The following is a 20,777-nucleotide window of genomic DNA, read 5'->3' on the forward strand; positions in this document are numbered from 1 at the left end:
AAGCTGCACGCAAATGGCTTGCCGGAAACCCGACACAAGCCCGTGATCTTATCGACAGCAAGATGCACGCTTGCCAAGCCATTGCGGTCTTTCTAAAGCTTTGCGCGCCCAGCCGGTATCCAACCCGCTGCAGGCTGACGGAGGTGACGATTGGCCACGGAAATGCCGACCACCGACATTCGCATCAGCGCGGACACGATTCGCCGCCGCAAGGGCGGCACACCGATTGTCTGCCTCACCGCTTACACCTATCCCATCGCCCGCTTGCTCGACGAGCATGTCGACCTGCTCCTGGTCGGCGACAGCGTCGCCATGGTGCTGCACGGCCACGAGACGACACTGGGTGCCTCGCTCGAGATGATGATCGCGCATGGGCAAGCGGTGATGCGCGGCGCGGCCACGGCTTGCGTCGTCGTCGACATGCCGGCCGGCACCTATGAGGATTCGGCGGCGCAAGCCGTTGCTTCGGCGCGGCGGATGATCGACGAAACCGGCTGCCAGGCGGTGAAACTCGAAGGCGGCGTCGACATGGCCCGGCAGATCGCCGCAATCGTCGCTGCCGGCATTCCGGTGATGGGACACATCGGCCTCCAGCCGCAATCTGTCGAGAAAGACGGCGGCTACAAGATCAAGGGTCGCACCGAGGAGGCCGTCGCGGCCTTGGTTCGCGACGCACTCGCGGTCGAAAGCGCCGGTGCGTTCTCAGTGGTCATCGAAGGCACGGTCGAGACCGTCGCCGCCGACATCACCCGCCGCATCGCCATTCCAACCATCGGCATCGGCGCCAGCGGCGACTGCGACGGCCAGATCCTGGTCATCGACGACATGGTCGGGCTGACCGTCGACCGCGTGCCGAAATTCGTCAAGGAATATGCCGACCTGCGCAGCGTCATCTCACACGCCGCCGAACGCTACGCTGCGGAGGTGCGAAGCCGGACATTTCCCGGCCCCGGCCATGTCTTTTCGGCGACAAAGCACGGGGATGACGCATGAGCAGGCCCGTCATCGTCGACAGCGTTGCCGCACTGCGCGCGCAAATCCGCGACTGGCGGCGCGACGGCCTTCGTGTCGCCATGGTGCCGACCATGGGCGCATTGCATGACGGGCACATCTCGCTGGTCAGGATCGCACTCGAAAGGGCCGATCGCTGCGTCGTGTCGATCTTCGTCAATCCGACACAGTTCGCGCCGACGGAAGACCTCGACAAGTACCCGCGCCAGCTCGCCCACGACCTCGATCGGCTGGAAGTGGCCAAGGCCGACCTTGCCTTCACACCGACGGTTGGCGAGATGTATCCCGCCGGCTTTGCCACCAAAATCTCGGTGGGCGGTCCCTCCGCCGGGCTCGAATCGGACTTTCGGCCGACGTTTTTCGACGGTGTCGCCACCGTCGTGGCAAAGCTCTTCCTGCAGGCAACGCCTGACTGCGCGATCTTCGGCGAGAAGGACTACCAGCAACTTTGCGTCGTCAGGCAGCTCCGCCGCGACCTCGACCTGCCGGTCGAGATCATCGGCGCACCGACGATCCGTGACGCACATGGTCTCGCCATGTCGTCACGCAACGCCTATCTCGATGAAGCCGAACTCAAGATCGCCCGCCAACTCAATGTGATATTACGCAACACGGCGGTGGCTTTGACGGCAGGTGCCGACCAAAACCACGCAACCGCGGAGGCCAGCCGCGCCCTGGTCGCGGCCGGCTTCCGCAAGGTCGACTACGTCGAGGCCCGTGAAAGCCTGACGCTCGCGCCATGGCGTCGCGATCGTGAAGGACGCGTGCTTGCGGCCTCCTGGCTCGGCAAGACGAGGCTGATCGACAATGTGGACGTTCGCTCCACCTAACGCGGCGGTTTGCTGCCGCGCCTACCTCTCTCCCATTCGTTCGCTGAGCCTGACGAACAGTTGCCCCACAAAGATCCCAACAATTCCGGCCGATGCTTTCACGAGTGCATCGGCAAACTGCGCGTGGCGACCGGGATCAATGATCTGAAGCAGTTCCAGGACGCCGGCGGTCACAACCACGAAGATTGCAGCTTGATACAGACGGTTGGGGAAGCCGAGCGCCAGGACGAAGCCCAAGAGCACATAAGCCAAGGCGCGCTCAACATTCGCCTCGGCTATGTGTGGCCGCATCTGGATCGGCGACAGGGTTGAGAAAATGATGATGGCGAGCAGCACCAGCGCTGCAATGCGGGACAGTTTGGTCATGTTCCTGCATATCCGTCGTGAGCCGGCGCAGCAAACGCCGAGATGACGCATGGCCGTATGCGGAACAGATGACGGCCAGCAATGCCGGTGGAGCGTGATGTCAGCGCAGGTTGGCCCGGCTCCCGCGTCAGAGCCATGCCTGCCAACCTGCGAAGATCGCGAGCCATCTGATCGCCGCCTATTCCTCGGTCGGCATGTGCAGATACATCGACTGGATGCCGACCCGGCCCGGCCCGGTGAAGCGGTTGACGATGAAATTCATGTTGGCGCCGAAGAAGCCGCTCGACAGGCGATCGATCTTGGTCTCCATCCTGACCGAGACATCCTTGAACAGCCAGCCGCCGGGCTCTATGTCGATGGTTTCGCCGGCGGCGAGCGTCTTTTCGAAGACATTGCCATAGCCGTGCAGCCAGACGATGCCATCGCCGGCATCGCCGCGAAAACGGTCGATGAAGAAACCACTCTGGCCAAACAGCATCGTCGCCAGGCCGCGCACGCGCTCGAAGGAGTAGTCGACATTGCCGGTGGCAGCGAGGAACTGGTGCTCGCGCACCTGGATCTCCTCGCCACGCCTGAGATGGATCGGCACGATATGGCCGGGCCCATCGCGGCTGAAGGCAATGATCCCTGCTCCGGACGCTTCAGTGACGAAGATCTGCATGCCGGCCATCATGCGCTTCAGCGCACCCTTGAGCGATTTCAGGCCGATGGTGATGGTGGAATTCTTCCACAGCAGGATGTGGTGCTCGAAATAGACCGGCATTCGCGTCACATCGACCGAAAGCACCGGCACCAGTTCGCCCGCGATGTGATACGTAACGCCGCCAAAGGTTTCGTCCGACACCTGCGTCGGCATCAATTCCGGCAAGTCAGGCATAACCACCCCCCGTGCCGCGCACCGCGCGCGCCAGCCAGACTCCGGCGTTCACACGAATGTCGACTGCAGCAGCTTTATGCGGGGCATCGGGGTCGTCAATTGACAACATCGTACGAACGTGTTCTTTACGAACATGTTCGCTTGAGTCGATGATATGAGCTCCTCCAAGTATCCTGCCGAAGTTCGCAGTCGGCGCGAGCGCCCGGCCAAGCCCGCTTTGACCCGACACGGTATCATCGCGATCGCGTTGGATATCCTTCGTGCCGAGGGGCTAGGCAAAGTCACCATGCGCCGCATCGCGGCGGCGCTCGATACCGGGCCAGCCTCGCTCTATGTCTATGTCAGAGACACCGAGGACCTGCATGCCCAGATCCTCGACGCGCTGCTCGCCTCGCTTGCCTTGCCTGAGAAGGCGCAGGGCTCCTGGCGCGACAGGCTCAAGCGGTTGCTGATGCGTTATATGAGCGTCCTGTTCGACCATCCGGAAATCGCCCGGATGGCGATGTCGACGCTGCCCAGCGGACCGAACTACATGGCGCTCGCCGAGGCGATCCTCTCGCTGCTTCGGGAAGGCGGCGTGCCGGATCGCGACGCCGCCTGGGCAATCGACCTGCTGCTGCTGTTCGCCACGGCGCACGCGGCCGAACACAGCGATTGGGACAAATCGCCTCGCATTGGCAACGAATTCTCGGCGCTCTCGACTGCAATCGCCACCGCCGACAAACACATCTATCCCAACATCGCGCGGCTCGGGCCTGAGCTCATGTCAGGCGGTCCCGCGCGTACCGACTGGGGGCTCGACGTGCTCCTCGCCGGCATCCTGGCGGCGCCACGTTCCCAAAGCTGAAGAGAACTATCATGATCACCATCATCGGCGCTGGCCTCGGCGGCCTGACGCTTGCCCGTATCCTCCATCTGCATGGCATTGCGGTTGAAATCCACGACGCCGACGCATCGCCGACTGCTCGCCATCAGGGCGGCATGCTCGATATTCACGAGGAGTCAGGCCAGGCGGCGCTGCGCGCCGCCGGACTGTTCGACGCCTTCCGGTCGATCGTCCTCGAAGGCGCAGAGGCAACGCGCGTCCTCGACAAGACCGGCGCGGTCTGGATCGATGAAGACGGAAGGGGCGGACGGCCCGAAGTGGATCGCGGCACGCTGCGCGACCTGCTTCTCGCCTCCTTGCCTCCGGGCATGATCCGCTGGGGCTCCCGTGCCGTAGCGGTGCGAGCTCTCGAACATGGCGGCTACGAGGTGTCGTTCGCCGACGGTAGCAGCCTCAAGACCAAAATGCTGGTCGGCGCCGACGGCGCCTGGTCCAAGATCCGTCCCTTGTTGTCGAACGCTGTCCCGGCCTATTGCGGCATATCCTTCGTTGAAGCACGTATTCACGACGCGCGAACCAAACATCCAGAACTGGCCTCTCTCGTCGGCAAGGGACTGATGTTCGCGCTGTCGGACGAAAAGGGCGTGATTGCCCATCGCGAACCCAATGACGAGCTCTGTATCTATGCGGCGCTGATGACGCCGGCGGACTGGTCGACAACGACCGAGATCACTCGCGACGCCGTGCTGGGGCATTTCGCCGACTGGAACGACCAATTGCGGGCGTTGATCGCCAGAAGTGACAGTGAACTGATCGCGCGCCCAATCCACGCTTTGCCTGTCGGACATCGCTGGCAGCGCGCTCCCGGATTGACGCTTGTCGGCGACGCCGCCCATCTGATGTCGCCTTTCGCCGGCGAGGGCGCCAACCTCGCTCTGCAGGACGGCGCCGAACTGGCGCTCGCCCTTTTCGAACATCGCGACGATATCGAGGCCGCGTTGACCCGCTACGAGACGGCGATGTTCGCACGCAGCGCTGAAGCCGCCGCGGGCTCCGAGGCAGGCCTCGCCATGTGCTTCAACCCCGATTCACCGAAGGGTCTTGCCGATTTCTTCAAATCAATGGCTGCGCCCGAGGCGGGTTGAATCGGGCTGGCGCCCCTACGCGCCTAATCCAGTACCCGCTCGTAGACCAATGCCGGGATGGCGGACCGGGCCGAACCGCAATTATCGGTCCGGCCTGCCCGCACGAAGCCATTCGCTTCATAGAAGGCGATGGCGTGCGTGTTCTTTTCCTCGACTTCGAGCCGGATGGCGCGGGCTTCGGGAAAACTCTCGATGATCTCATCGAGCAGCATGCCGCCAATGCCTCGCCCTTGCAGGGCGGGCAAGACATAGAGCTGTTTCAGCATGACCAGCCCGCCGCCATCCACAGCCTCGGCAAATGCCATGCCGCCGATACGTTTGCCATCATCGGCGACGAGGAACTCGGCGGTCGGCTTCGCCAGCCGCGCCTTCAGCGAGACGAGCGAGTGCCATTCATTGGTGATCTCGGTGACCCGCTCGGCACCATAGATGGCGTCATAGGTCGCATGCCAGGTTTCGACCAGCAGCGCTCGCACGGCGGCAAAGTCACGCTCTCCGGCGGTGCGGACGAACACCGCCTTACTCGATGCCCAGCTTGGCCTTGACGATGTCGTTGACCGCTTGCGGGTTGGCCTTGCCGCCGGTCGCCTTCATCACTTGACCGACGAACCAACCGGCCATGCTCGGCTTGGCGCGGGCCTGTTCGACCTTGTCGGGGTTGGCAGCGATCACCTCGTCGACCGCCTTCTCGATGGCGCCGGTGTCGGTGACCTGCTTCATGCCACGGCTTTCGACCAGTTGGCGTGGATCGCCACCCTCGTTCCAGACGATCTCGAACAGGTCCTTGGCGATCTTGCCGGAAATGGTGCCATCCTTGATCAGATCGATGACCGCACCCAGCTGATCGGGCGAAACTGGAGCGTTTTCAATATCCTTGCCGGCCTTGTTCAATTGCCCGAGCAGATCGTTGATGACCCAGTTGGCGGCCTGCTTGCCGTCGCGGCCGGAAGCCACCTTCTCGAAATAGGCGGCGATCGGCTTTTCCGAGACCAGGATCGAAGCGTCATAGATCGACAGGCCGAGCGAAGCGATCAGCCGCGCCTTCTTGTCGTCCGGCAATTCGGGCAATTTCCCAGCCAGCGCGTCGACATAGGCCTGATCGAATTCCAGCGGCAAAAGGTCGGGATCGGGGAAATAGCGATAGTCGTGCGCCTCTTCCTTGGTACGCATCGAGCGCGTCTCGCCCTTGACGGCGTCGAACAGCCGCGTTTCCTGGTCGATCCTGCCGCCATCCTCGAGAATAGCGATCTGCCGGCGCGCCTCATAGTCGATGGCCTGGCCGATGAAGCGGATCGAGTTGACGTTCTTGATCTCGCAGCGCGTGCCGAACTCGCCGCCCGGCTTGCGCACCGAAACGTTGACGTCGGCGCGCATCGAGCCTTCATCCATGTTGCCGTCGCAGGTGCCGAGATAGCGTACGATGGTGCGCAGCTTGGTGACATAGGCCTTGGCTTCATCGGCCGAGCGCATGTCCGGCTTGGAGACGATCTCCATCAGCGCCACGCCGGAGCGGTTGAGGTCGACATAGGACATGGTCGGATGCTGGTCGTGCATCGACTTGCCGGCATCCTGCTCCAGGTGCAGCCGCTCGATGCCGACCTCGATGTCCTCGAACTCGCCCTGACGATCCGGACCGACCGAGACGGTCACCGTGCCCTCGCCGACGATCGGCTGCTTGAACTGTGAGATCTGATAGCCCTGTGGCAGATCCGGATAGAAATAATTCTTCCGGTCGAAGACGGACTTGTGGTTAATCTGCGCCTTCAGGCCAAGGCCGGTGCGGATCGCCTGCTTGACGCATTCCTCGTTGATGACAGGCAGCATGCCCGGCATGGCCGCATCGACGAGGCTGACATTGGCATTGGGCGCTGCACCGAAAGCGGTCGAGGCGCCGGAAAACAGCTTTGCCTCCGAGGTGATCTGAGCGTGGACCTCGAGCCCGATGATGATCTCCCAGTCGCCAGTGGCGCCGGGGATCAGGCGTTTTGCATCGGGGGTACGGGTGTCGATGAGGGTCATGATGGCCTGCGACTTGCGGTGACTGAACTCACATTTGAACGTGAATTTCACGTCGAACGTGGAAGTCATTCGCTAGTGCAAACCGCCAAAAGAGACAAGCGTAAAGCCACAGCCTGGCCTTTTCAGCCGCCTCGAACCCGAGTGGGATCGACCGCAGCTGGACCGCGGCTCCGCCGGTCGGTTCGCCGGCCGGCGGTTTCCGTTCACCGCTCAAGCGGTGGCAATGTAGGCCCTGATCTCGTCGGCCTCGCGCTCGACGTCCTCGATGCGGCGCTTGACCACGTCGCCGATGGACACGATGCCATCGAGCATACCGTCCTTTTCCACCGGCAGATGGCGGAAGCGGCCCTTGGTCATGATCTCCATCACCTCGTTGACGGTGTGGTTCTCATTGCAGATCTTCACCTTCGGCGTCATCGCCGAGCGCACGGCGATATCGAGCGCGGCTCCACCTTCCCTGGCGACGACCCGCACGATGTCGCGCTCAGAAAGAATGCCGACGATCTTGCGATCGCCATTGGTGATGACCAGCGCGCCAATCTTGTGTTCGGCCAGGATGCGGATGGCTTCGCTCAGCTTTTCGTTCGGCCCGAGCGTCAACACGTCATGGCCTTTCTTCTCGAGAATTGCCTTAACCGTCATGGCGTCCTCCTCCTCTGCTTTGCCTGCCGGTTCCTGCCCTGACCGGCTTTCACATAAGAGTGAACATGGTGCGCCGTGATGGGTTGCATTTCAAGTGCGGCGGTCGGTGGTGTCCCATTCAGGCGCCTGCCATCGTCGGTCGAACCAGCGCAGGCCGAAGAAGCCGGCGACAAAGCCGCCAATATGAGCCTCCCAGGCGATCTGGCCGTCAATTCCCGGGGCAAAGCCGAGAAGGCCGGTGGCGAGGTTGATGATCATCCACACGGCAAGGAAGATCACGACGCCGCGCGAGCGCAGGACGATGGCGATTGGCAGCACGGGGCCGGCGAAGGCAGCCTTGCCGGCCGACGAGCGCTGAGTGTGGAAACCGAAACGCGCGGCAGCGCCCATCATGCCGGAAATAGCGCCCGATGCCCCGACCAGCGGCGCTTCTCCGTACGGATGCATGGCCCAGAAAAGCGCAACCGAAGCCAGCCCGGTCACCGCAAAGAACAGCGCGAACCGGAGCGGCCCCAGGCGATTTGCCAATGGCGAACCGAAAGCGGCGAGCCAGACCATGTTGATGGCAATATGGGCGAAGCTGCCATGCAGGAAGGCGTAGGTGAACGGGCGAGTGAAAAGGAACCAGTCGAAGCCGTATTTGCCGGTGTAGAGAACAGGGATGAAGGCCCAGTCGTAGAGCAGCGTCAGTTGCTGTTCCTGCGTCAGCACGTACTGCTGCAACAGGTAGACGACCGCGCATATGCCCATCACCGCCAGGACGACAGGTGGCAGATTGAAGACCGGCTCGCGCCGCTGTTCGGGTCCATCCTCGATCGGCTCGATTTCCGAGGGGCCTTCCGGTTCGCTCATATGAAATTGCACTCAAGCAGGGATTCGGGTTCGAGCATCTAGATCACCCCCGAACGAACCGCAAACGGCGAATCGCCTCATGGCGAATCAAAAAAAAGCCGCTCAAGGTTTCCCTTGAACGGCCGGTCGAGCCCCCTGCTCCCCCTAAAACTCTTGACTGAAGTGCTGCCGATCGTCGCGAAACGACCGCTTCTGGAGTGGTTTTTGTGTGCCATAGGGGCCGCTTCGCTGCAACGTCAACCAGTTGTTAACCTTAACGGCCCCGACCCGTGAACAAGTGTTAACGACGCTGGCACGCTTCCTGCTCCGCAACGCATGTAGGTCATCGGAGGGCGCCCTTTCTGTTCACCGATGGGACATCAGACGACAGATTGCGCGGAGCAGCATAGCATGAACCAGAACGGATCGATCACGCTGTTCCAATATTGGAACCGCCTGCGTGACGGACGCCCCGCCCCGAAGCGTTCGGAGGTCGAGCCGGCCGACATCAAGTCGCTGCTGGCCGATACGTTCATCCTGGAAAGGGACACACGCGGGCAAGCCGTCTTCCGGCTGGCCGGCACCAGGCTTTGCGCCTGCTATGGCCGCGAACTCAAGGGGTTCTCCTTTCCGTCGCTGTGGCGCGAGAAGGATCAGCGGCTCGTCTCGCGGCTGATCCATGGCGTCTTCGACCAGAAGTCGGTCGTGCTCATCGCCTTCGAGGGTTTCAGCCGCAACGGCCGTACCAACAAGTTCGAACTGCTCGCCTTGCCGCTTGACGGCGGCGTCGAAAATCCGCGCTGCCTGGGCGTGATCAGCGCCGTGGAGAAGCCCTTCTGGCTGGGTGCCGATCCGATCACCGACGCGTTGATCGATTCGATTCGCGTCATCGATCCGGAGAAGGAGCTCCTCAACAACCGTCCGGCGATCGATGTTCCTTCGCTCGTTCCCGACGAACTCGCGGCACCCGAGACGATATCGGCGCTCGGCCGCGCGCGCCGCATCCGCCATCTCGTCGTCTTCGATGGCGGACGCGAGGAATAGGGGGCAAATCTCGCAGCAACGGGACCTGCTTTTCCCCTTTATTAACCCCCATTGTTGTACTTCTCCGATGAAGTTCCTCGCATCGACGCGCGGGATGCCAAACGAGGTGTGGCAGTCATGAGGTCAGCGGCGGTCGACTATGCGCCGTCCCAAGCTGAAAGGCGTAACTTTCAGCGCGTCCGGGTCAAGATTTACGGGCGCTTCATGCTGGAAGACCGCACCGAACACCCCTGCCAGGTCGTCGACATGTCACCGGGCAATGTAGCGCTTCGCACCGAACGCATTGGCATGCCCGGCGAAAAAGTCATCGCCTATATCGACCATATCGGCCGTATCGAAGGTGTCGTCACGCGCACCTTGCAGGATGGTTTCGCGATGACCGTCATCGCGTCCGACCGCAAGAAGGACAAGCTTGCCGCGCAATTGACGTGGCTTGCGAACAAGCACGAACTCGACCTGCCGGAAGACCGTCGGCACGAGCGTGTCGCGCCGCGCAACCCGACCAGCGTGCTGCAACTCACCGACGGGCGCCAGTACCAGTGCCGTATCATCGACCTGTCGCTTTCCGGCGCCGCGATCGAGATCGACGTCAAGCCGGCGATCGGCGTCCAGGTCATGCTCGGCACGATGCGCGGGCAGATCGTCCGCCATTTCGAGGACGGCGTCGCCATCGAGTTCGCCGTCATCCAGCGTCCCGAAACGCTCGATTCCGAATTCAACACCCCGCGAGCCTGACAAGGCCTGAAGCACTCCGGGAAACCGGCCCTTAGCGGCCGGTTTTTTTGTTTTTCATGCCCAGACGGAGAAGCTTCGACAGTCCGAGGCCTTTTCCTGCAGGGCCGCATGACATAGAGGCTCGCGGAGCGCCTCGCCGCAAAACTCCAAACAATTCAATACTCAAATGATTCAAATTTTACGCTTATTCTACTGGGGTTTTACTCAATATCTACTTCGCACTTTTGCCCCAAATAAATCCACATGTGGCAATGTCTCCTTCGAACGGGGAGACTACAAGAATGAAGAAGACGAGGGGCAAGCTGTTGCTGGCGGCAATGGCGATGCAGCTTTCCGCTTGGGGATCAGCATATGCCGCGGGACCGGCCTATATGCACACCAGCGGACGCACCACGCAACCTGTTGGCCATTATGAATTCTGCCAGCGCATACCTGGCGAATGCAGCGAACGGACGCCCAAGGGCCCGCCGGTCGAACTGACCCGCAAATTGTGGGCGACGATCGTCAGCATCAACAATTCGGTCAACGCAAGGGTCAAGCCGCGCACCGACATGGAAAATTACGGTGCCGAGGAATACTGGGCCTATCCCGACAATGGCTATGGCGATTGCGAGGACTACGCGCTGGAAAAGCGTCGCGAATTGATGAATGCGGGCGTGCCGGCCGGCAATCTGCTGATGACGGTCGCGCGCCAGCCGAATGGCGATGGCCATGCGGTGCTGACCGTGCGCACCAGCCTTGGGGAATTCATCCTCGACAATCTGGAAACCAAGGTGCTGGCCTGGACCGACACTGACTACACCTACCTCAAGCGCCAGTCAGACCAGAATTCCGGTGTTTGGGTGACGATAAACGACGGCCGCTCCGACGCCGTCGCCAGCGTCCGCTAATGCATGTCGCTCAAAAGTGGCCCCGGTTTTGAGATAACGACATGCATAAACTAGAGGTCAAGCGCGTCGCATGAAGGCGATCGCTTCAGGAGAAACCCGGTCGAGTCCCCACCCTCCCCGTCCCCAACGACCGGGTCAAAGGAGCCGGCCCCGTCCCCGGGCCGGCTCCGCCATTTCTGGCGCAGCTCATTGAAGTCACCGAACGGTGTCGAGTTGATCGTCGCCAAATTTTGAAGTATTAATGGTGTGTGGAGGCGGTCTATAGGCCGCCTGGGAACCGTTGTCGGTTCCTGTATGGATGCTGGTCACAAGATCATCGTCTACCACTAAAATACTGCGGAGTGGCACTCTACCGGGTGCTGTCTCGTGCGAGGGACTTCCCTTCCGAATGAGGGGCAATCGATTACGCGGTTGCTGCACATCCGCTTCATGTTGATGAAGCAAAAGGATGTGTGAAATGGGCAACTCAAATACACTAGCAAAACTTAGAACTGTGCAGGCCGAGAAGCAAAAATGGCGATGCTTCTACTGCGATTTTCGATGTGGAATGGAGGTCTGACGCTTTTCGCGGAGCTTCAACGCCTCCCCATTGGATTGCGCAATCGTTTCCAATGCACCGCTGAACATCTGAAACCCAAGATGAATGGCGGCAATAACAGACTTGAGAACCTCGTTGCAGCCTGCAGATTCTGCAATCAAACCCGCCACAAGACGCGGGACGTGTTGTCGCCTGTTGCCTACCGACGGCGCGTCCGAAGTCGAGTAGCGGCCAGGAAATGGCATCCGCTTGAGTGTCATCACTTGTTGAATGACATTACGCCTGATGACCCGTCGGCGGGCCACGGCCGGCTCCGGAACATCGGATAAGCCTGCCCCTTGCCCGCGATCCAGCTTTCAGAGATCGATTAGTCGATGCAGTATGAGCCATTAATTCCAATTCTGGATCACGGCGATGTTGGAAATCCCGGAAGATCGATGCGAGCGCCATCGTCTGTTCAAGGCGATCGACGATGCGTTCAAGGCTGGCGATTTCGAGGGCCTCGGCGTGGCCTTGGGCGGCTCGCCCTGCTGGTTCGACGAACGTATGCCGTTCGAACTCGGCCTCGGGCATCCGCTGGAATATGCGATCTATTGGAGTCCCTTAGGCTTCATCTCGACTTTGCTGGATGCGGGCTCGGATCCGAATTATCAGGATCACGGTGGATTTCCGGCAATCATTGCGGCTCTATCCACCGACCGGGTCGACAGACTGGAAATCGTGCGGGTGCTGATCGAGGGTGGCGCCGATCCCAATATGCGGGGCGTGAACGACTGGACGCCGCTTCACTATTCAGTGGCCATCCGGAGCGTCGAGGCGATCCGCCTGCTTTTGGCGGCTGGCGCCGACCCCGCGCTCGAAACCCGCATCGATGACTACAGGACTGCCGCCGAGGAGGCCGACATTGGCGGCTTTGAAGCCGGCGCTTCCTTGCTGCGCGATGCGATGGCCAGGCGCAGCTCCAACCGACGGTGAGTTGGGGCGCGATGAAACCATCGGCGAGCGAGGGCGCGCCTCAAACCTTCTTCAGTCCCGCCTTGAAGCGCTTGCCATTGGCGACGTAATGCGCGGCCGAGCCGCGCAGTCTGGCAATGGCCGCCTCGTCCAGGACCCTGATCGCCTTGGCCGGCGAGCCGACGATCAGTGAATTGTCCGGGAATTCCTTACCCTCAGTGACCAGCGCGCCGGCGCCAACCAGCGAATTCCTGCCGATCCTGGCGCCGTTCAGCACGATGGCGCCCATGCCGATCAGGCTGTTGTCGCCGATCGTACAGCCGTGCAGCAAGGCGCGGTGGCCGATGATGCAGCCTTGCCCGATGGTCAGCGGGAAGCCCGGATCGGTGTGCATGACCGTATGTTCCTGCACATTGGTGTCGGCGCCGATGACGATCGGCTCATTGTCGCCGCGGATGACGGCGCCGAACCAGAAGCCGGCATTGCGGCCGACCCGCACGTCGCCGATCAGTGTCGCATCGGGCGCGATCCAGTTTGAGTCCGCATCCGCGAAGCTGGGTTCCGTTCCATCGATCGCGTAAAGCGGCATTTTCGGTCTCCGAATCGTCTCAACCTGGAAGGCTCGAGCCTAGGAGACCGATCGTCCAGGAGGCAATGGCAAGCACGACGACGCCCAGTGCCAACGACCAGGCAATCGCCGTGCAGCCGCAGGACATCAGCGCCAAGGTCGAAATGCGGCGCTCACGCCGGGCATCGAGGGCGTCGTTGACCAACATGCAGGGGCCCGCACAAGCGGTGGCGAGCAGCGAGCGCAACAGATGCGACGGCGACACGTAGGGCTCAGTGAAAGCGACCTTGCGGCCCGACACCAGTTCCATCATCGATCCAGCCAGCCCGCAGGCTGTCATCCCGACGACAAAAGCGAATACGGTGAGTTCCAGCGTGCCCATCTTTACGTTCCATTTACCATGAAATTGCACAGTCGTTCCATGAAGGCTGCAAGAGCCGTGCCGCGCGATGTGTGCCGCCCGAGGACACCCAAGGGCGGACGGCTGATATCCGAGGACTGAGATGAAACAGGCAGCGATCAGCGACGGCCCCCAACTCACCGTGGTCGATTCCATGCTGATGAAGCGGGTGTTCTATGCATTCGCGGCGCTGGCGCTGCTGTCGGTAGCGATCAGCCTTGCCGGCAAATGGTTCGGCCATTCGATCGCCATGGCCGGATACACCGATGACGCAACCATCCATCAGGTGGTGATCGGCAACAATGTCATCGTGGTGCCGGCCAACGTCATCCGTTTCGCCCAGGCCCGGCGCGACGGCATTGCCTCGCGGCTCGACCTCTATCTGCGCTATCCCCAGATGGACGGCTACAGCGAGCCGGCGCGCGACGATTTCAATCACATGGGAGCAAGCCGGAACATAATCTTCCTGTCCTTCGAACAGCAGATGATGTCGCGCGACATGAGCGGCCGGTTCGCGCCGATCTACAGCGCGTTGATCATCCAGCCCGGCATTGCGGGGCCTGGCGGCACGACGGTGTACGGCTTCAACGAGAAATCAGGCTACCTCAACGAGGTGCTGGTTGTCGGCAAGCGCCCCGGCAAGGATCCGTTCGTGGCCCGCTGCCTGAGCGGGCCGAGTGCGGAGGAATCGCTGGCGCCCTGCGAGCGCGACATCCAGGTTGGCGACGAGCTCAGCCTCACCTATCGTTTCCCCAGGGAGTTCCTGGGTGATTGGCAGGCGCTCGACGCAGCAATCGCCAGCGAAGCCGCTCGCTTCCTGAAAACACGACATTAGGAGGAGAAATCGGGCCGGCCGGCCGCATTCGAAGCGGAGCCGGCCGAGCGCAGGACTTACTGGCTCAGGCCAGATCGATGTCGAGGATCGCCATCGAAAAATTGTAGTCGCCGTCGTCTTCGTCCTTGAAGACGATGCCGAGGAACTCGTCGCCGACATAGACCTCGGCCGAATCTTCCTTGCGCGGCCGTGCCTTGACCTCGAGCTTGGGGTTCTGGAAGACGCGCTTGAAATAGGCGTCCAGCTTTCTGATTTCGTCGGGCTTCAACAGTCTTCTCCGATCATCGGGCTTGCTCGTTCGAACGCGCTTCTGGCACGTCGACAATGGCGATGTAAAGGCAAGCGGCCCGATAACACGGGAACAACCGCCCGCTCCTTCCCACGGCCGGCACCCGGCCGCAGGCAGCGGGCAGATGAAAATCAGATGTCGAAGCTGACGACCTGATCCATCGTCTGCGACGGCAGAAGCTGGTCCATCTGGCGCGACGGCTGATCGCAGCCCGTCTCGCCGACAACCCGGGCCGGCACGCCGGCAACCGTCTTGTTGTGCGGTACAGGCGACAGCACCACCGAGCCTGCCGCGATCTTCGAGCAATGGCCGATTTCGATGTTACCTAGGATCTTGGCGCCGGCGCCGATCAACACGCCGTAGCGGATCTTGGGGTGACGGTCGCCGCCGGCCTTGCCGGTGCCGCCCAGCGTCACGCCATGCAGGATCGACACATCATCCTCGATCACCGCGGTCTCGCCGACGACGAGGCCGGTGGCGTGGTCGATGAAGATGCCCTTGCCGATGCGGGCGGCCGGGTTGATGTCGGTCTGGAAGACCGAGGACGAACGGCTCTGCAGATAGAGCGCGAAATCCTTACGGCCCTGCTTCCACAGCCAATGCGCCAGCCGATGGGTCTGGATGGCGTGAAAGCCCTTGAAATAGAGCACCGGCATGATGAAGCGGTCGCAGGCCGGATCGCGGTCGTAATAGGCCTGGATGTCCACGCGCACGGTCGTCGGCCAGTCCTTGTCGTCGGCCAGCATCGACTTGAAGGTCTGGCGGATGAGATCGGAGCCGATGTCCTGATGGTCGAGCCGCTCGGCAAGCCGATGGATGACCGCCTCTTCCAGGCTGTCCTGGTTGAGGATGGTGGAATAGAGGAACGCGGCAAGCAGCGGGTCGCGGTTGACCGCCTCCATCGCCTCGTCGCGGATCGAGCGCCAGATCGGATCGACCGGCTGCAATGCGCTGTGTCGGGAAATGCTGATGCTGTTCATCGCCGTCTCGTCCTGCGTCTGCCGGCCTGGCCTGTTGTGCCTGCCTGTTGTCCGGCCGCACATATAAGCCAGATCATAGCACGATTGAACTCAATTTTCCTTAGTGCTTTGTCAAATGGATTTGGTTCTCGGGAATTCAAGCGGCCATGGAAAACGAACCCTTGATCGACGACGCGCCGAACAAGCGACCCTTCCGCGCTTGGCCGGGCGGAAAGCATGGCGATCAGATGGCCTGCGAGCCCAAGTGAACCGCGACGTCGATGGCGCCGCGCTACCATGGCCGCTGGTTAAGTCGGCAGCGGCTTGCCGGACTGTTCGGCCACCATGTATTCGGCATACCAGTCGGGCCAGTTTTCATCGCGCTGTCCGCCGGTCCGCGTCTCGTGCTCGCCATGCGCGGCTGCCGCACGCCGCAGCGCTGCGGCTAGCTCGGTCGATGAGGTGAATGTCGTGTCGTGCGCATCCACACGCCCAGGCAATCGCTGGGTGATCTCCTGCAGCAGCCAGCTGTTGCCGTCCGGGTCGCTGAACGAGGCAAAGGAGGAATAACTGCGCCCCTCCGGATCTCTGCCGCTGATCGGCGGCTGCCCGGGGCCCGCACGGTGAAACACGTCGCTCGCATCGACCCCGCGCGCCACCAGTTCGGCACGTGCCGCCACGATATTCGACACCACGAGATAAAGTCCCTTTGCAGGGCCTGGCGCGGCGGTCGTGAGACCCTTGCCAAAATGGATCGAGCATGGCGAACCTGGGGGCGTGAACTGTATGACCCGAAACGCATCGCCAACGACGAAGTCGGCATCGAGCCTCCAGCCCAGGCCACCATAGAAACGCTTGGCCCGATCGGCATCCGAAACGGAAATGATGACGGCCTCCAGCTTCATGTCGATAGTCCCCGGTCTGGAGGTCTCGGTTGCGGTGGTCATGTCAGGCTCCTTGGGTTTGAGTGCTATGAAAATGACAACATGCGTCCGAGCGGGTGACCGCGTGGATCCTGCTCATGCCAAGCAGCTTCCCGCCATCATGCGAATTGGTCAATCGGCTGCTGCACCATGACTCCCCCGACGCCTTCCGCTATGCCGTGTTTTGGCCCAGGATGCCGGGAGTATTTCATCGGGTGGATAGTGACGCCGTTTCTGGAAAACGAACCCTTGATCGACGACGCGCTGAAAAGTGAGCTTTCGACGCTCTACGCCGCGCAAGACCGCCACTATCACGACCTTGCCCATATCGAGGCGATGCTGGCGCTCGCAGGCGACTATCGAGGGTTGCTCGGCGATCCCGAAGCCGTCGAAGCGGCGATCTGGTTCCACGATGCCATTTATGACAGCAAGGCCAAGGACAATGAGATCCAAAGTGCCGCCCTTGCCGGGAAGAAGCTTGCGGGCCGGGCTGAAGCCGGGCGCCTCGACCGCATCTCGGCGATGATCGTCTCTACAGCCACCCACCAACTTCCGTTGTTTGACGACCCGACGGCAGTACGGGATGCCGGTCTTTTCCTCGACATGGACCTGTCGATCCTGGGTGCTGCGCCGGATGCCTTCGACGCGTATGAGCGCGCTGTCCGGCGCGAATATGCCTGGGTGGAGGAGCCGATGTGGCGGACCGGCCGCAGCGCGGTCCTGAAGAATTTCCTCGCCCGCCCGCATATCTTCCACACCGAAGAGTTTCGCCGGCGCTTCGAGCCGCAGGCCCGAGCGAATATGGCGCGCTCGTTGGCGGCCCTTACGCCCCCGCCGCCGTCCGCTCAGAGCGGATTTTCGGCATAGAACTCCAGCACGCGTTGCTTGAAGGTCTTGTCCCCGACCGCCAGCATATGGTCCCGGCCCTCGATGAGAAAGGCCCTGGCGTTCGGCATCAATGCCGCGAGTTCGTCCGGCGAGCCGCCAATGTCGTCCGTCGTGCCGACGGCGATCAGCGTCGGCTGGGCAATGCGCGCAAGATCGTCCTCGCTCAGCAATTCTCTCGACCTGGCGATACAGGCGGCCAGCGCCCGGCGGTCGCTGCGCGTCTGGTCGGCGAAGGCGCGAAACGATCGCCCGCGCCGATGACTGGTTGCCGCGGGATCGTCGGCGAGCAGGGCCGCGGCGATCGGATCCCAGTCGCCGACGCCGTCGATCATGCCGATGCCGAGACCGCCGAAGACCAGCGTCGCCACCTTGTCAGGATCGGACAGAGCCAGGAACGCCGCGATGCGCGCGCCCATCGAATAGCCCATGACATGGGCGCGCTCGATGCCGAGATGGCCAAGCAAGGCGGCGGCATCCGAAGCCATCTTGTCCGGCGTATAGTCGGCCTCGTCGTAGCTCTTCGACGACGAGCCGTGGCCGCGATTGTCGAAGGCGATGGCGCGGTAACCGGCATCGTTCAGCGTCTTGAACCAGCCCGGCGATACCCAATTGACATAATGGGTCGAGGCAAAGCCATGGATCATCAGCACCGGATCGCCTTCACCCGACGCCGGCTGGCGGTCGAGGAAGGCAAGATCAAAGCCGTCATGGGTGAAAAACTGCATCAGCGATCCCGCCTGCGCGCTCAACCGGCACCGCCGTTGGGCGCATCGCCATTGTCCGATGGCGGCACGCCCGGACCAGACGCCGTGCCAACGGCCGGATGGCGTAACAGGTCGCCATACTCGATGCCGTTCCTGGCGGCGGTGCCCGCTTTGAGCTCCAGCACGAAACGCACCGGCACGCCAGGCGAAATGATGGCCTCGGATTGCGGCTCGCCGTGCTTGATCGCCCGGATCTTGCCATCCTGGCCGACAAAGATCAGATCAAGCGGCATCGGGGTGTTCTGCATCCAGAAGCCAACCTGCTGCTGGATATCGAACACGAACAACATGCCATGGTCGTCCGCCATGTCCTGGCGGTACATCAGCCCAGCCTCGCGCTCCGCGGCGGTGTTGGCGACTTCGATGGAAAAAGAGCGATCGCCGCCTTTCGTCACCACAACCAGCGGCGCCGGATCGGCCGGAAGGATCATCGCCCGGCTGTCGGCCGCGGTCGGCCGGTCGGAATAGAAGTAAGCACCTGCGGCCACGACCACGGCGACAATGGCGCACAACACCCCCGCCGTCAGCCAGTTCCTGTAAGCCATTCAAAATCCTCGACCGGAAATTGTCCTGGAGCACGTCGCCTCGGATCAGGCTCGTGGGCATGCCTTTGGGCGACATGCATTAGACCACGATCCCGAAAAGTGGAACCGATTTTCTCGGACAAACGGAAACCGTATGTCCAGAGATCATGGTCAAACAAAGAGGAGATAGAGCGCCATCCCGATCTGTCGGGATGGGCCACTTTTGGGCGACTGAATTAGTGCGAGACCGGCAAGGTCCCCATGTCGGGGTGAATCTCGGCGGCCATAAGGCCTTTGTCGCCGCGCCCGAAACGAACCAGCACGACTTGCCCCGGCCGAAGCTCGGTGATGCCGTAACGGCGCAACGTCTCCATGTGGACGAAGATGTCCTCGGTGCCCTCGCCGCGGGTGAGAAAACCAAACCCCTTGGTGCGGTTGAACCATTTCACCAAAGCGCGTTCGAGGCCGCTTTCCGGCGTCACCGCGATATGGGTGCGCTGCTCCTGCATTTCGGCAGGATGGACCGCGGTGGTGACGTCCATGGAGAGCACCCGGAAGGCCTGCAATCCGCGATCGCCCTGCTTGACGAGGCAGACCACGCGTGCGCCCTCCAAAGCCGTCTGGAAGCCGTCCTTTCGAAGACATGTCACATGGAGGAGGATGTCGCCTGAGATGCCGTCATCCGGAAGGATGAAACCGTAGCCCTTGGCCACATCGAACCACTTGATGGCGCCAGCGACTTCGAGCAGATCGGCAGCATCGCCGCCTTCGTCACGATGCAAGGCGTCGCCAAGGGTTCCGTTCCGCCCCGTGAAAGAGGCCTTTTCCCCCATAACAATGCCCCCTTATTTTTCAAGAACACCGCAACTGATTCTTGACACCAGATTAACACCGCGGCTTCCGGTGTGTGCAAGACCTGACGTGCCTTTTTTGGGGGAATACCGGATTTGTTCTTTGCCGGCATTGCGCAGTGCCGAACGATTGCCCTTTGAGCGGGTCGACCCTATGTTGCGCCGCAACGCAATTCATCGAGGAAGTCACATGCGCTATCTGCACACCATGGTCCGCGTCGCCGACGTCGACGCCTCGCTCGATTTCTACTGCGCCAAGCTCGGCCTCAAGGAGGTGCGCCGCTACGAAAACGAGCAAGGCCGCTTCACGCTGATCTTCCTGGCCGCGCCAGAGGACGAGGAGAGCGGCGTCAACGAAAAAGCACCGCTGGTCGAACTGACCTACAATTGGGATCCGGAAGACTACAAGGGCGGGCGTAATTTCGGCCACCTCGCCTATGAGGTCGACGACATCTACGCCACCTGCCAGCATCTGATGGACAATGGCGTCACCATCAACCGGCCGCCGCGCGATGGCAACATGGCCTTCATCAGGTCGCCGGACGGCATTTCGATCGAGCTCCTGCAAAAAGGCCCGGCCAAGGCCAAGGCCGAACCTTGGGCTTCAATGGCGAACACCGGCAGCTGGTAGGCCTCGATCCGGGCGAAAGATCGCCCGGCAGCCTTTGGCGTTTTGCGCGACGGCACCTATCTACCCGGCTGTCGCGCCAGCCTGGCAAGCCTGGCGCCATGTCAAGCAATGGGCGCCTGCCCTCCCGGAGAGTTCACTGATGCCGACCAGCCATGCCGATGTCGCCACCGAACATGCCAGCCGCTATTTGCAGCAGCTGTGCAAGCACTGGGCGCACAAATTCCCCGTCGAGTTCGATCCGCACCATGGCACGATCGATCTCTCGCTCGGTCGCACGGTGATGGATGCCGATGCGAGCGCGCTGCATATCACGGTGTCAACCGAGGAAAACGGATCACTCGAGCGGCTGGAAAGCGTCGTCGCCGATCACATCAAGCGCTTTGCTTTTCGCGAAGAACTGACCTTCGACTGGAAGCCCACCACGGCAGCGTAACCGG

Annotated in this window: 27 protein-coding genes; 13 read left to right on the forward strand and 14 right to left on the reverse strand. The window is 61.8% G+C overall.

The genetic code is table 11. From position 1 onward, the window contains the following. Nucleotides 1-150 precede the first annotated feature (150 nt). Nucleotides 151-993 carry a 3-methyl-2-oxobutanoate hydroxymethyltransferase gene (gene panB / locus AC07FD_RS24765; RefSeq protein WP_478351980.1) on the forward strand — a complete coding sequence of 281 codons (843 nt, stop codon included), beginning with the start codon at nucleotides 151-153 and terminating at the stop codon, nucleotides 991-993. Next, on the forward strand, nucleotides 990-1,841 hold the full coding sequence (gene panC / locus AC07FD_RS24770; RefSeq protein ID WP_478351981.1) for a pantoate--beta-alanine ligase: 852 nt from the start codon (nucleotides 990-992) through the stop codon (nucleotides 1,839-1,841). Before panB ends, panC begins: the two co-directional genes overlap by 4 nt. Before the next feature lie 21 nt (nucleotides 1,842-1,862). Here the strand turns inward: panC and AC07FD_RS24775 are convergent, their stop codons facing one another. Beyond that, nucleotides 1,863-2,207 (reverse strand): VanZ family protein, encoded by a 345-nt coding sequence (locus AC07FD_RS24775; RefSeq protein WP_478351982.1) that lies wholly within the window; start codon nucleotides 2,205-2,207, stop codon nucleotides 1,863-1,865. A 178-nt stretch (nucleotides 2,208-2,385) separates the two neighbouring features. Further along, on the reverse strand, nucleotides 2,386-3,084 hold the full coding sequence (locus AC07FD_RS24780) for an AIM24 family protein (RefSeq protein WP_478351983.1): 699 nt from the start codon (nucleotides 3,082-3,084) through the stop codon (nucleotides 2,386-2,388). Between the two features lie 154 nt (nucleotides 3,085-3,238). Between AC07FD_RS24780 and AC07FD_RS24785 the strand changes: the two genes are divergently transcribed. After that, on the forward strand, nucleotides 3,239-3,931 hold the full coding sequence (locus tag AC07FD_RS24785; RefSeq protein WP_478351984.1) for a TetR/AcrR family transcriptional regulator: 693 nt from the start codon (nucleotides 3,239-3,241) through the stop codon (nucleotides 3,929-3,931). An 11-nt stretch (nucleotides 3,932-3,942) separates the two neighbouring features. Then, complete coding sequence (locus tag AC07FD_RS24790; protein ID WP_478351985.1) at nucleotides 3,943-5,055, forward strand: FAD-dependent oxidoreductase; 1,113 nt, start codon at nucleotides 3,943-3,945, stop codon at nucleotides 5,053-5,055. A gap of 23 nt (nucleotides 5,056-5,078) precedes the next feature. Here the strand turns inward: AC07FD_RS24790 and AC07FD_RS24795 are convergent, their stop codons facing one another. From AC07FD_RS24795 to AC07FD_RS24810, 4 genes are all read right to left on the reverse strand, one after another. Then, entirely contained in the window at nucleotides 5,079-5,570 is a 492-nt protein-coding gene (locus AC07FD_RS24795) for a GNAT family N-acetyltransferase (protein ID WP_478351986.1), read from the reverse strand. A gap of 4 nt (nucleotides 5,571-5,574) precedes the next feature. Beyond that, nucleotides 5,575-7,074: an Asp-tRNA(Asn)/Glu-tRNA(Gln) amidotransferase subunit GatB gene (gatB, locus tag AC07FD_RS24800; RefSeq protein ID WP_478351987.1), complete on the reverse strand. Its 1,500-nt coding sequence runs from the start codon at nucleotides 7,072-7,074 to the stop codon at nucleotides 5,575-5,577. Between the two features lie 210 nt (nucleotides 7,075-7,284). Then, nucleotides 7,285-7,716, reverse strand: coding sequence for a CBS domain-containing protein (locus AC07FD_RS24805; protein ID WP_184870665.1), 432 nt, complete (start codon nucleotides 7,714-7,716; stop codon nucleotides 7,285-7,287). Between the two features lie 90 nt (nucleotides 7,717-7,806). Next, on the reverse strand, nucleotides 7,807-8,568 hold the full coding sequence (locus AC07FD_RS24810) for a rhomboid family intramembrane serine protease (protein ID WP_478351988.1): 762 nt from the start codon (nucleotides 8,566-8,568) through the stop codon (nucleotides 7,807-7,809). 390 nt (nucleotides 8,569-8,958) lie between these two features. Between AC07FD_RS24810 and AC07FD_RS24815 the strand changes: the two genes are divergently transcribed. The 5 genes from AC07FD_RS24815 (at nucleotide 8,959) to AC07FD_RS24835 (ending at nucleotide 12,729) form a co-directional block, all read left to right on the forward strand. Beyond that, entirely contained in the window at nucleotides 8,959-9,591 is a 633-nt protein-coding gene (locus AC07FD_RS24815; protein WP_184870667.1) for a PAS domain-containing protein, read from the forward strand. Nucleotides 9,592-9,708: 117 nt separating this feature from the next. Then, the gene (locus AC07FD_RS24820) at nucleotides 9,709-10,326 is read left to right on the forward strand and encodes a PilZ domain-containing protein (protein ID WP_095091678.1); all 618 of its coding nucleotides are present in this window, start codon (nucleotides 9,709-9,711) and stop codon (nucleotides 10,324-10,326) included. Nucleotides 10,327-10,607: 281 nt separating this feature from the next. Further along, nucleotides 10,608-11,216: a transglutaminase-like cysteine peptidase gene (locus AC07FD_RS24825; RefSeq protein ID WP_478351989.1), complete on the forward strand. Its 609-nt coding sequence runs from the start codon at nucleotides 10,608-10,610 to the stop codon at nucleotides 11,214-11,216. A gap of 639 nt (nucleotides 11,217-11,855) precedes the next feature. Then, nucleotides 11,856-12,083: a hypothetical protein gene (locus tag AC07FD_RS24830; protein WP_478352010.1), complete on the forward strand. Its 228-nt coding sequence runs from the start codon at nucleotides 11,856-11,858 to the stop codon at nucleotides 12,081-12,083. A gap of 85 nt (nucleotides 12,084-12,168) precedes the next feature. After that, entirely contained in the window at nucleotides 12,169-12,729 is a 561-nt protein-coding gene (locus tag AC07FD_RS24835; RefSeq protein WP_478351990.1) for an ankyrin repeat domain-containing protein, read from the forward strand. A gap of 40 nt (nucleotides 12,730-12,769) precedes the next feature. On the opposite strand, the gene AC07FD_RS24840 is transcribed toward AC07FD_RS24835, so the two are convergent. Then, nucleotides 12,770-13,297 (reverse strand): gamma carbonic anhydrase family protein, encoded by a 528-nt coding sequence (locus AC07FD_RS24840; protein WP_478351991.1) that lies wholly within the window; start codon nucleotides 13,295-13,297, stop codon nucleotides 12,770-12,772. Between the two features lie 19 nt (nucleotides 13,298-13,316). After that, nucleotides 13,317-13,658, reverse strand: a complete 342-nt coding sequence (locus AC07FD_RS24845; protein WP_478351992.1) for a DUF6949 family protein — start codon at nucleotides 13,656-13,658, stop codon at nucleotides 13,317-13,319. 121 nt (nucleotides 13,659-13,779) lie between these two features. Between AC07FD_RS24845 and AC07FD_RS24850 the strand changes: the two genes are divergently transcribed. Next, nucleotides 13,780-14,511, forward strand: coding sequence for a hypothetical protein (locus AC07FD_RS24850; protein WP_478351993.1), 732 nt, complete (start codon nucleotides 13,780-13,782; stop codon nucleotides 14,509-14,511). A gap of 64 nt (nucleotides 14,512-14,575) precedes the next feature. Here AC07FD_RS24850 and AC07FD_RS24855 read toward each other — a convergent pair whose 3' ends face one another. The 3 genes from AC07FD_RS24855 to AC07FD_RS24865 form a co-directional block, all read right to left on the reverse strand. Further along, nucleotides 14,576-14,779 (reverse strand): DUF3126 family protein, encoded by a 204-nt coding sequence (locus AC07FD_RS24855; RefSeq protein WP_006200852.1) that lies wholly within the window; start codon nucleotides 14,777-14,779, stop codon nucleotides 14,576-14,578. Nucleotides 14,780-14,931: 152 nt separating this feature from the next. After that, a complete protein-coding gene (cysE, locus tag AC07FD_RS24860; RefSeq protein ID WP_379097267.1) occupies nucleotides 14,932-15,780 on the reverse strand; it encodes a serine O-acetyltransferase in 849 nt (282 codons plus the stop codon). A 287-nt stretch (nucleotides 15,781-16,067) separates the two neighbouring features. Continuing rightward, nucleotides 16,068-16,706, reverse strand: a complete 639-nt coding sequence (locus tag AC07FD_RS24865; RefSeq protein WP_478351994.1) for a VOC family protein — start codon at nucleotides 16,704-16,706, stop codon at nucleotides 16,068-16,070. Between the two features lie 210 nt (nucleotides 16,707-16,916). Between AC07FD_RS24865 and AC07FD_RS24870 the strand changes: the two genes are divergently transcribed. Then, complete coding sequence (locus tag AC07FD_RS24870) at nucleotides 16,917-17,549, forward strand: HD domain-containing protein (RefSeq protein ID WP_478352011.1); 633 nt, start codon at nucleotides 16,917-16,919, stop codon at nucleotides 17,547-17,549. Here AC07FD_RS24870 and AC07FD_RS24875 read toward each other — a convergent pair. The 3 genes from AC07FD_RS24875 to AC07FD_RS24885 all read right to left on the reverse strand — a co-directional run bounded on the left by AC07FD_RS24875 (nucleotide 17,528) and on the right by AC07FD_RS24885 (nucleotide 19,691). Further along, nucleotides 17,528-18,295 (reverse strand): alpha/beta fold hydrolase, encoded by a 768-nt coding sequence (locus AC07FD_RS24875; RefSeq protein ID WP_478351995.1) that lies wholly within the window; start codon nucleotides 18,293-18,295, stop codon nucleotides 17,528-17,530. The genes AC07FD_RS24870 and AC07FD_RS24875 overlap by 22 nt on opposite strands. Nucleotides 18,296-18,315: 20 nt before the next feature. Beyond that, on the reverse strand, nucleotides 18,316-18,879 hold the full coding sequence (locus AC07FD_RS24880; RefSeq protein WP_478351996.1) for a DUF192 domain-containing protein: 564 nt from the start codon (nucleotides 18,877-18,879) through the stop codon (nucleotides 18,316-18,318). Nucleotides 18,880-19,094: 215 nt separating this feature from the next. Beyond that, a complete protein-coding gene (locus tag AC07FD_RS24885) occupies nucleotides 19,095-19,691 on the reverse strand; it encodes a cold-shock protein (RefSeq protein ID WP_457152787.1) in 597 nt (198 codons plus the stop codon). Nucleotides 19,692-19,899: 208 nt separating this feature from the next. Here AC07FD_RS24885 and AC07FD_RS24890 point away from each other — a divergent pair, with 208 nt between their 5' ends. Next, nucleotides 19,900-20,340, forward strand: a complete 441-nt coding sequence (locus tag AC07FD_RS24890) for a VOC family protein (protein WP_095090732.1) — start codon at nucleotides 19,900-19,902, stop codon at nucleotides 20,338-20,340. Between the two features lie 139 nt (nucleotides 20,341-20,479). Further along, nucleotides 20,480-20,773 (forward strand): DUF2218 domain-containing protein, encoded by a 294-nt coding sequence (locus AC07FD_RS24895; protein WP_478351997.1) that lies wholly within the window; start codon nucleotides 20,480-20,482, stop codon nucleotides 20,771-20,773. Nucleotides 20,774-20,777: the final 4 nt, after the last annotated feature.

This window comes from Mesorhizobium waitakense (genome assembly GCF_056431085.1).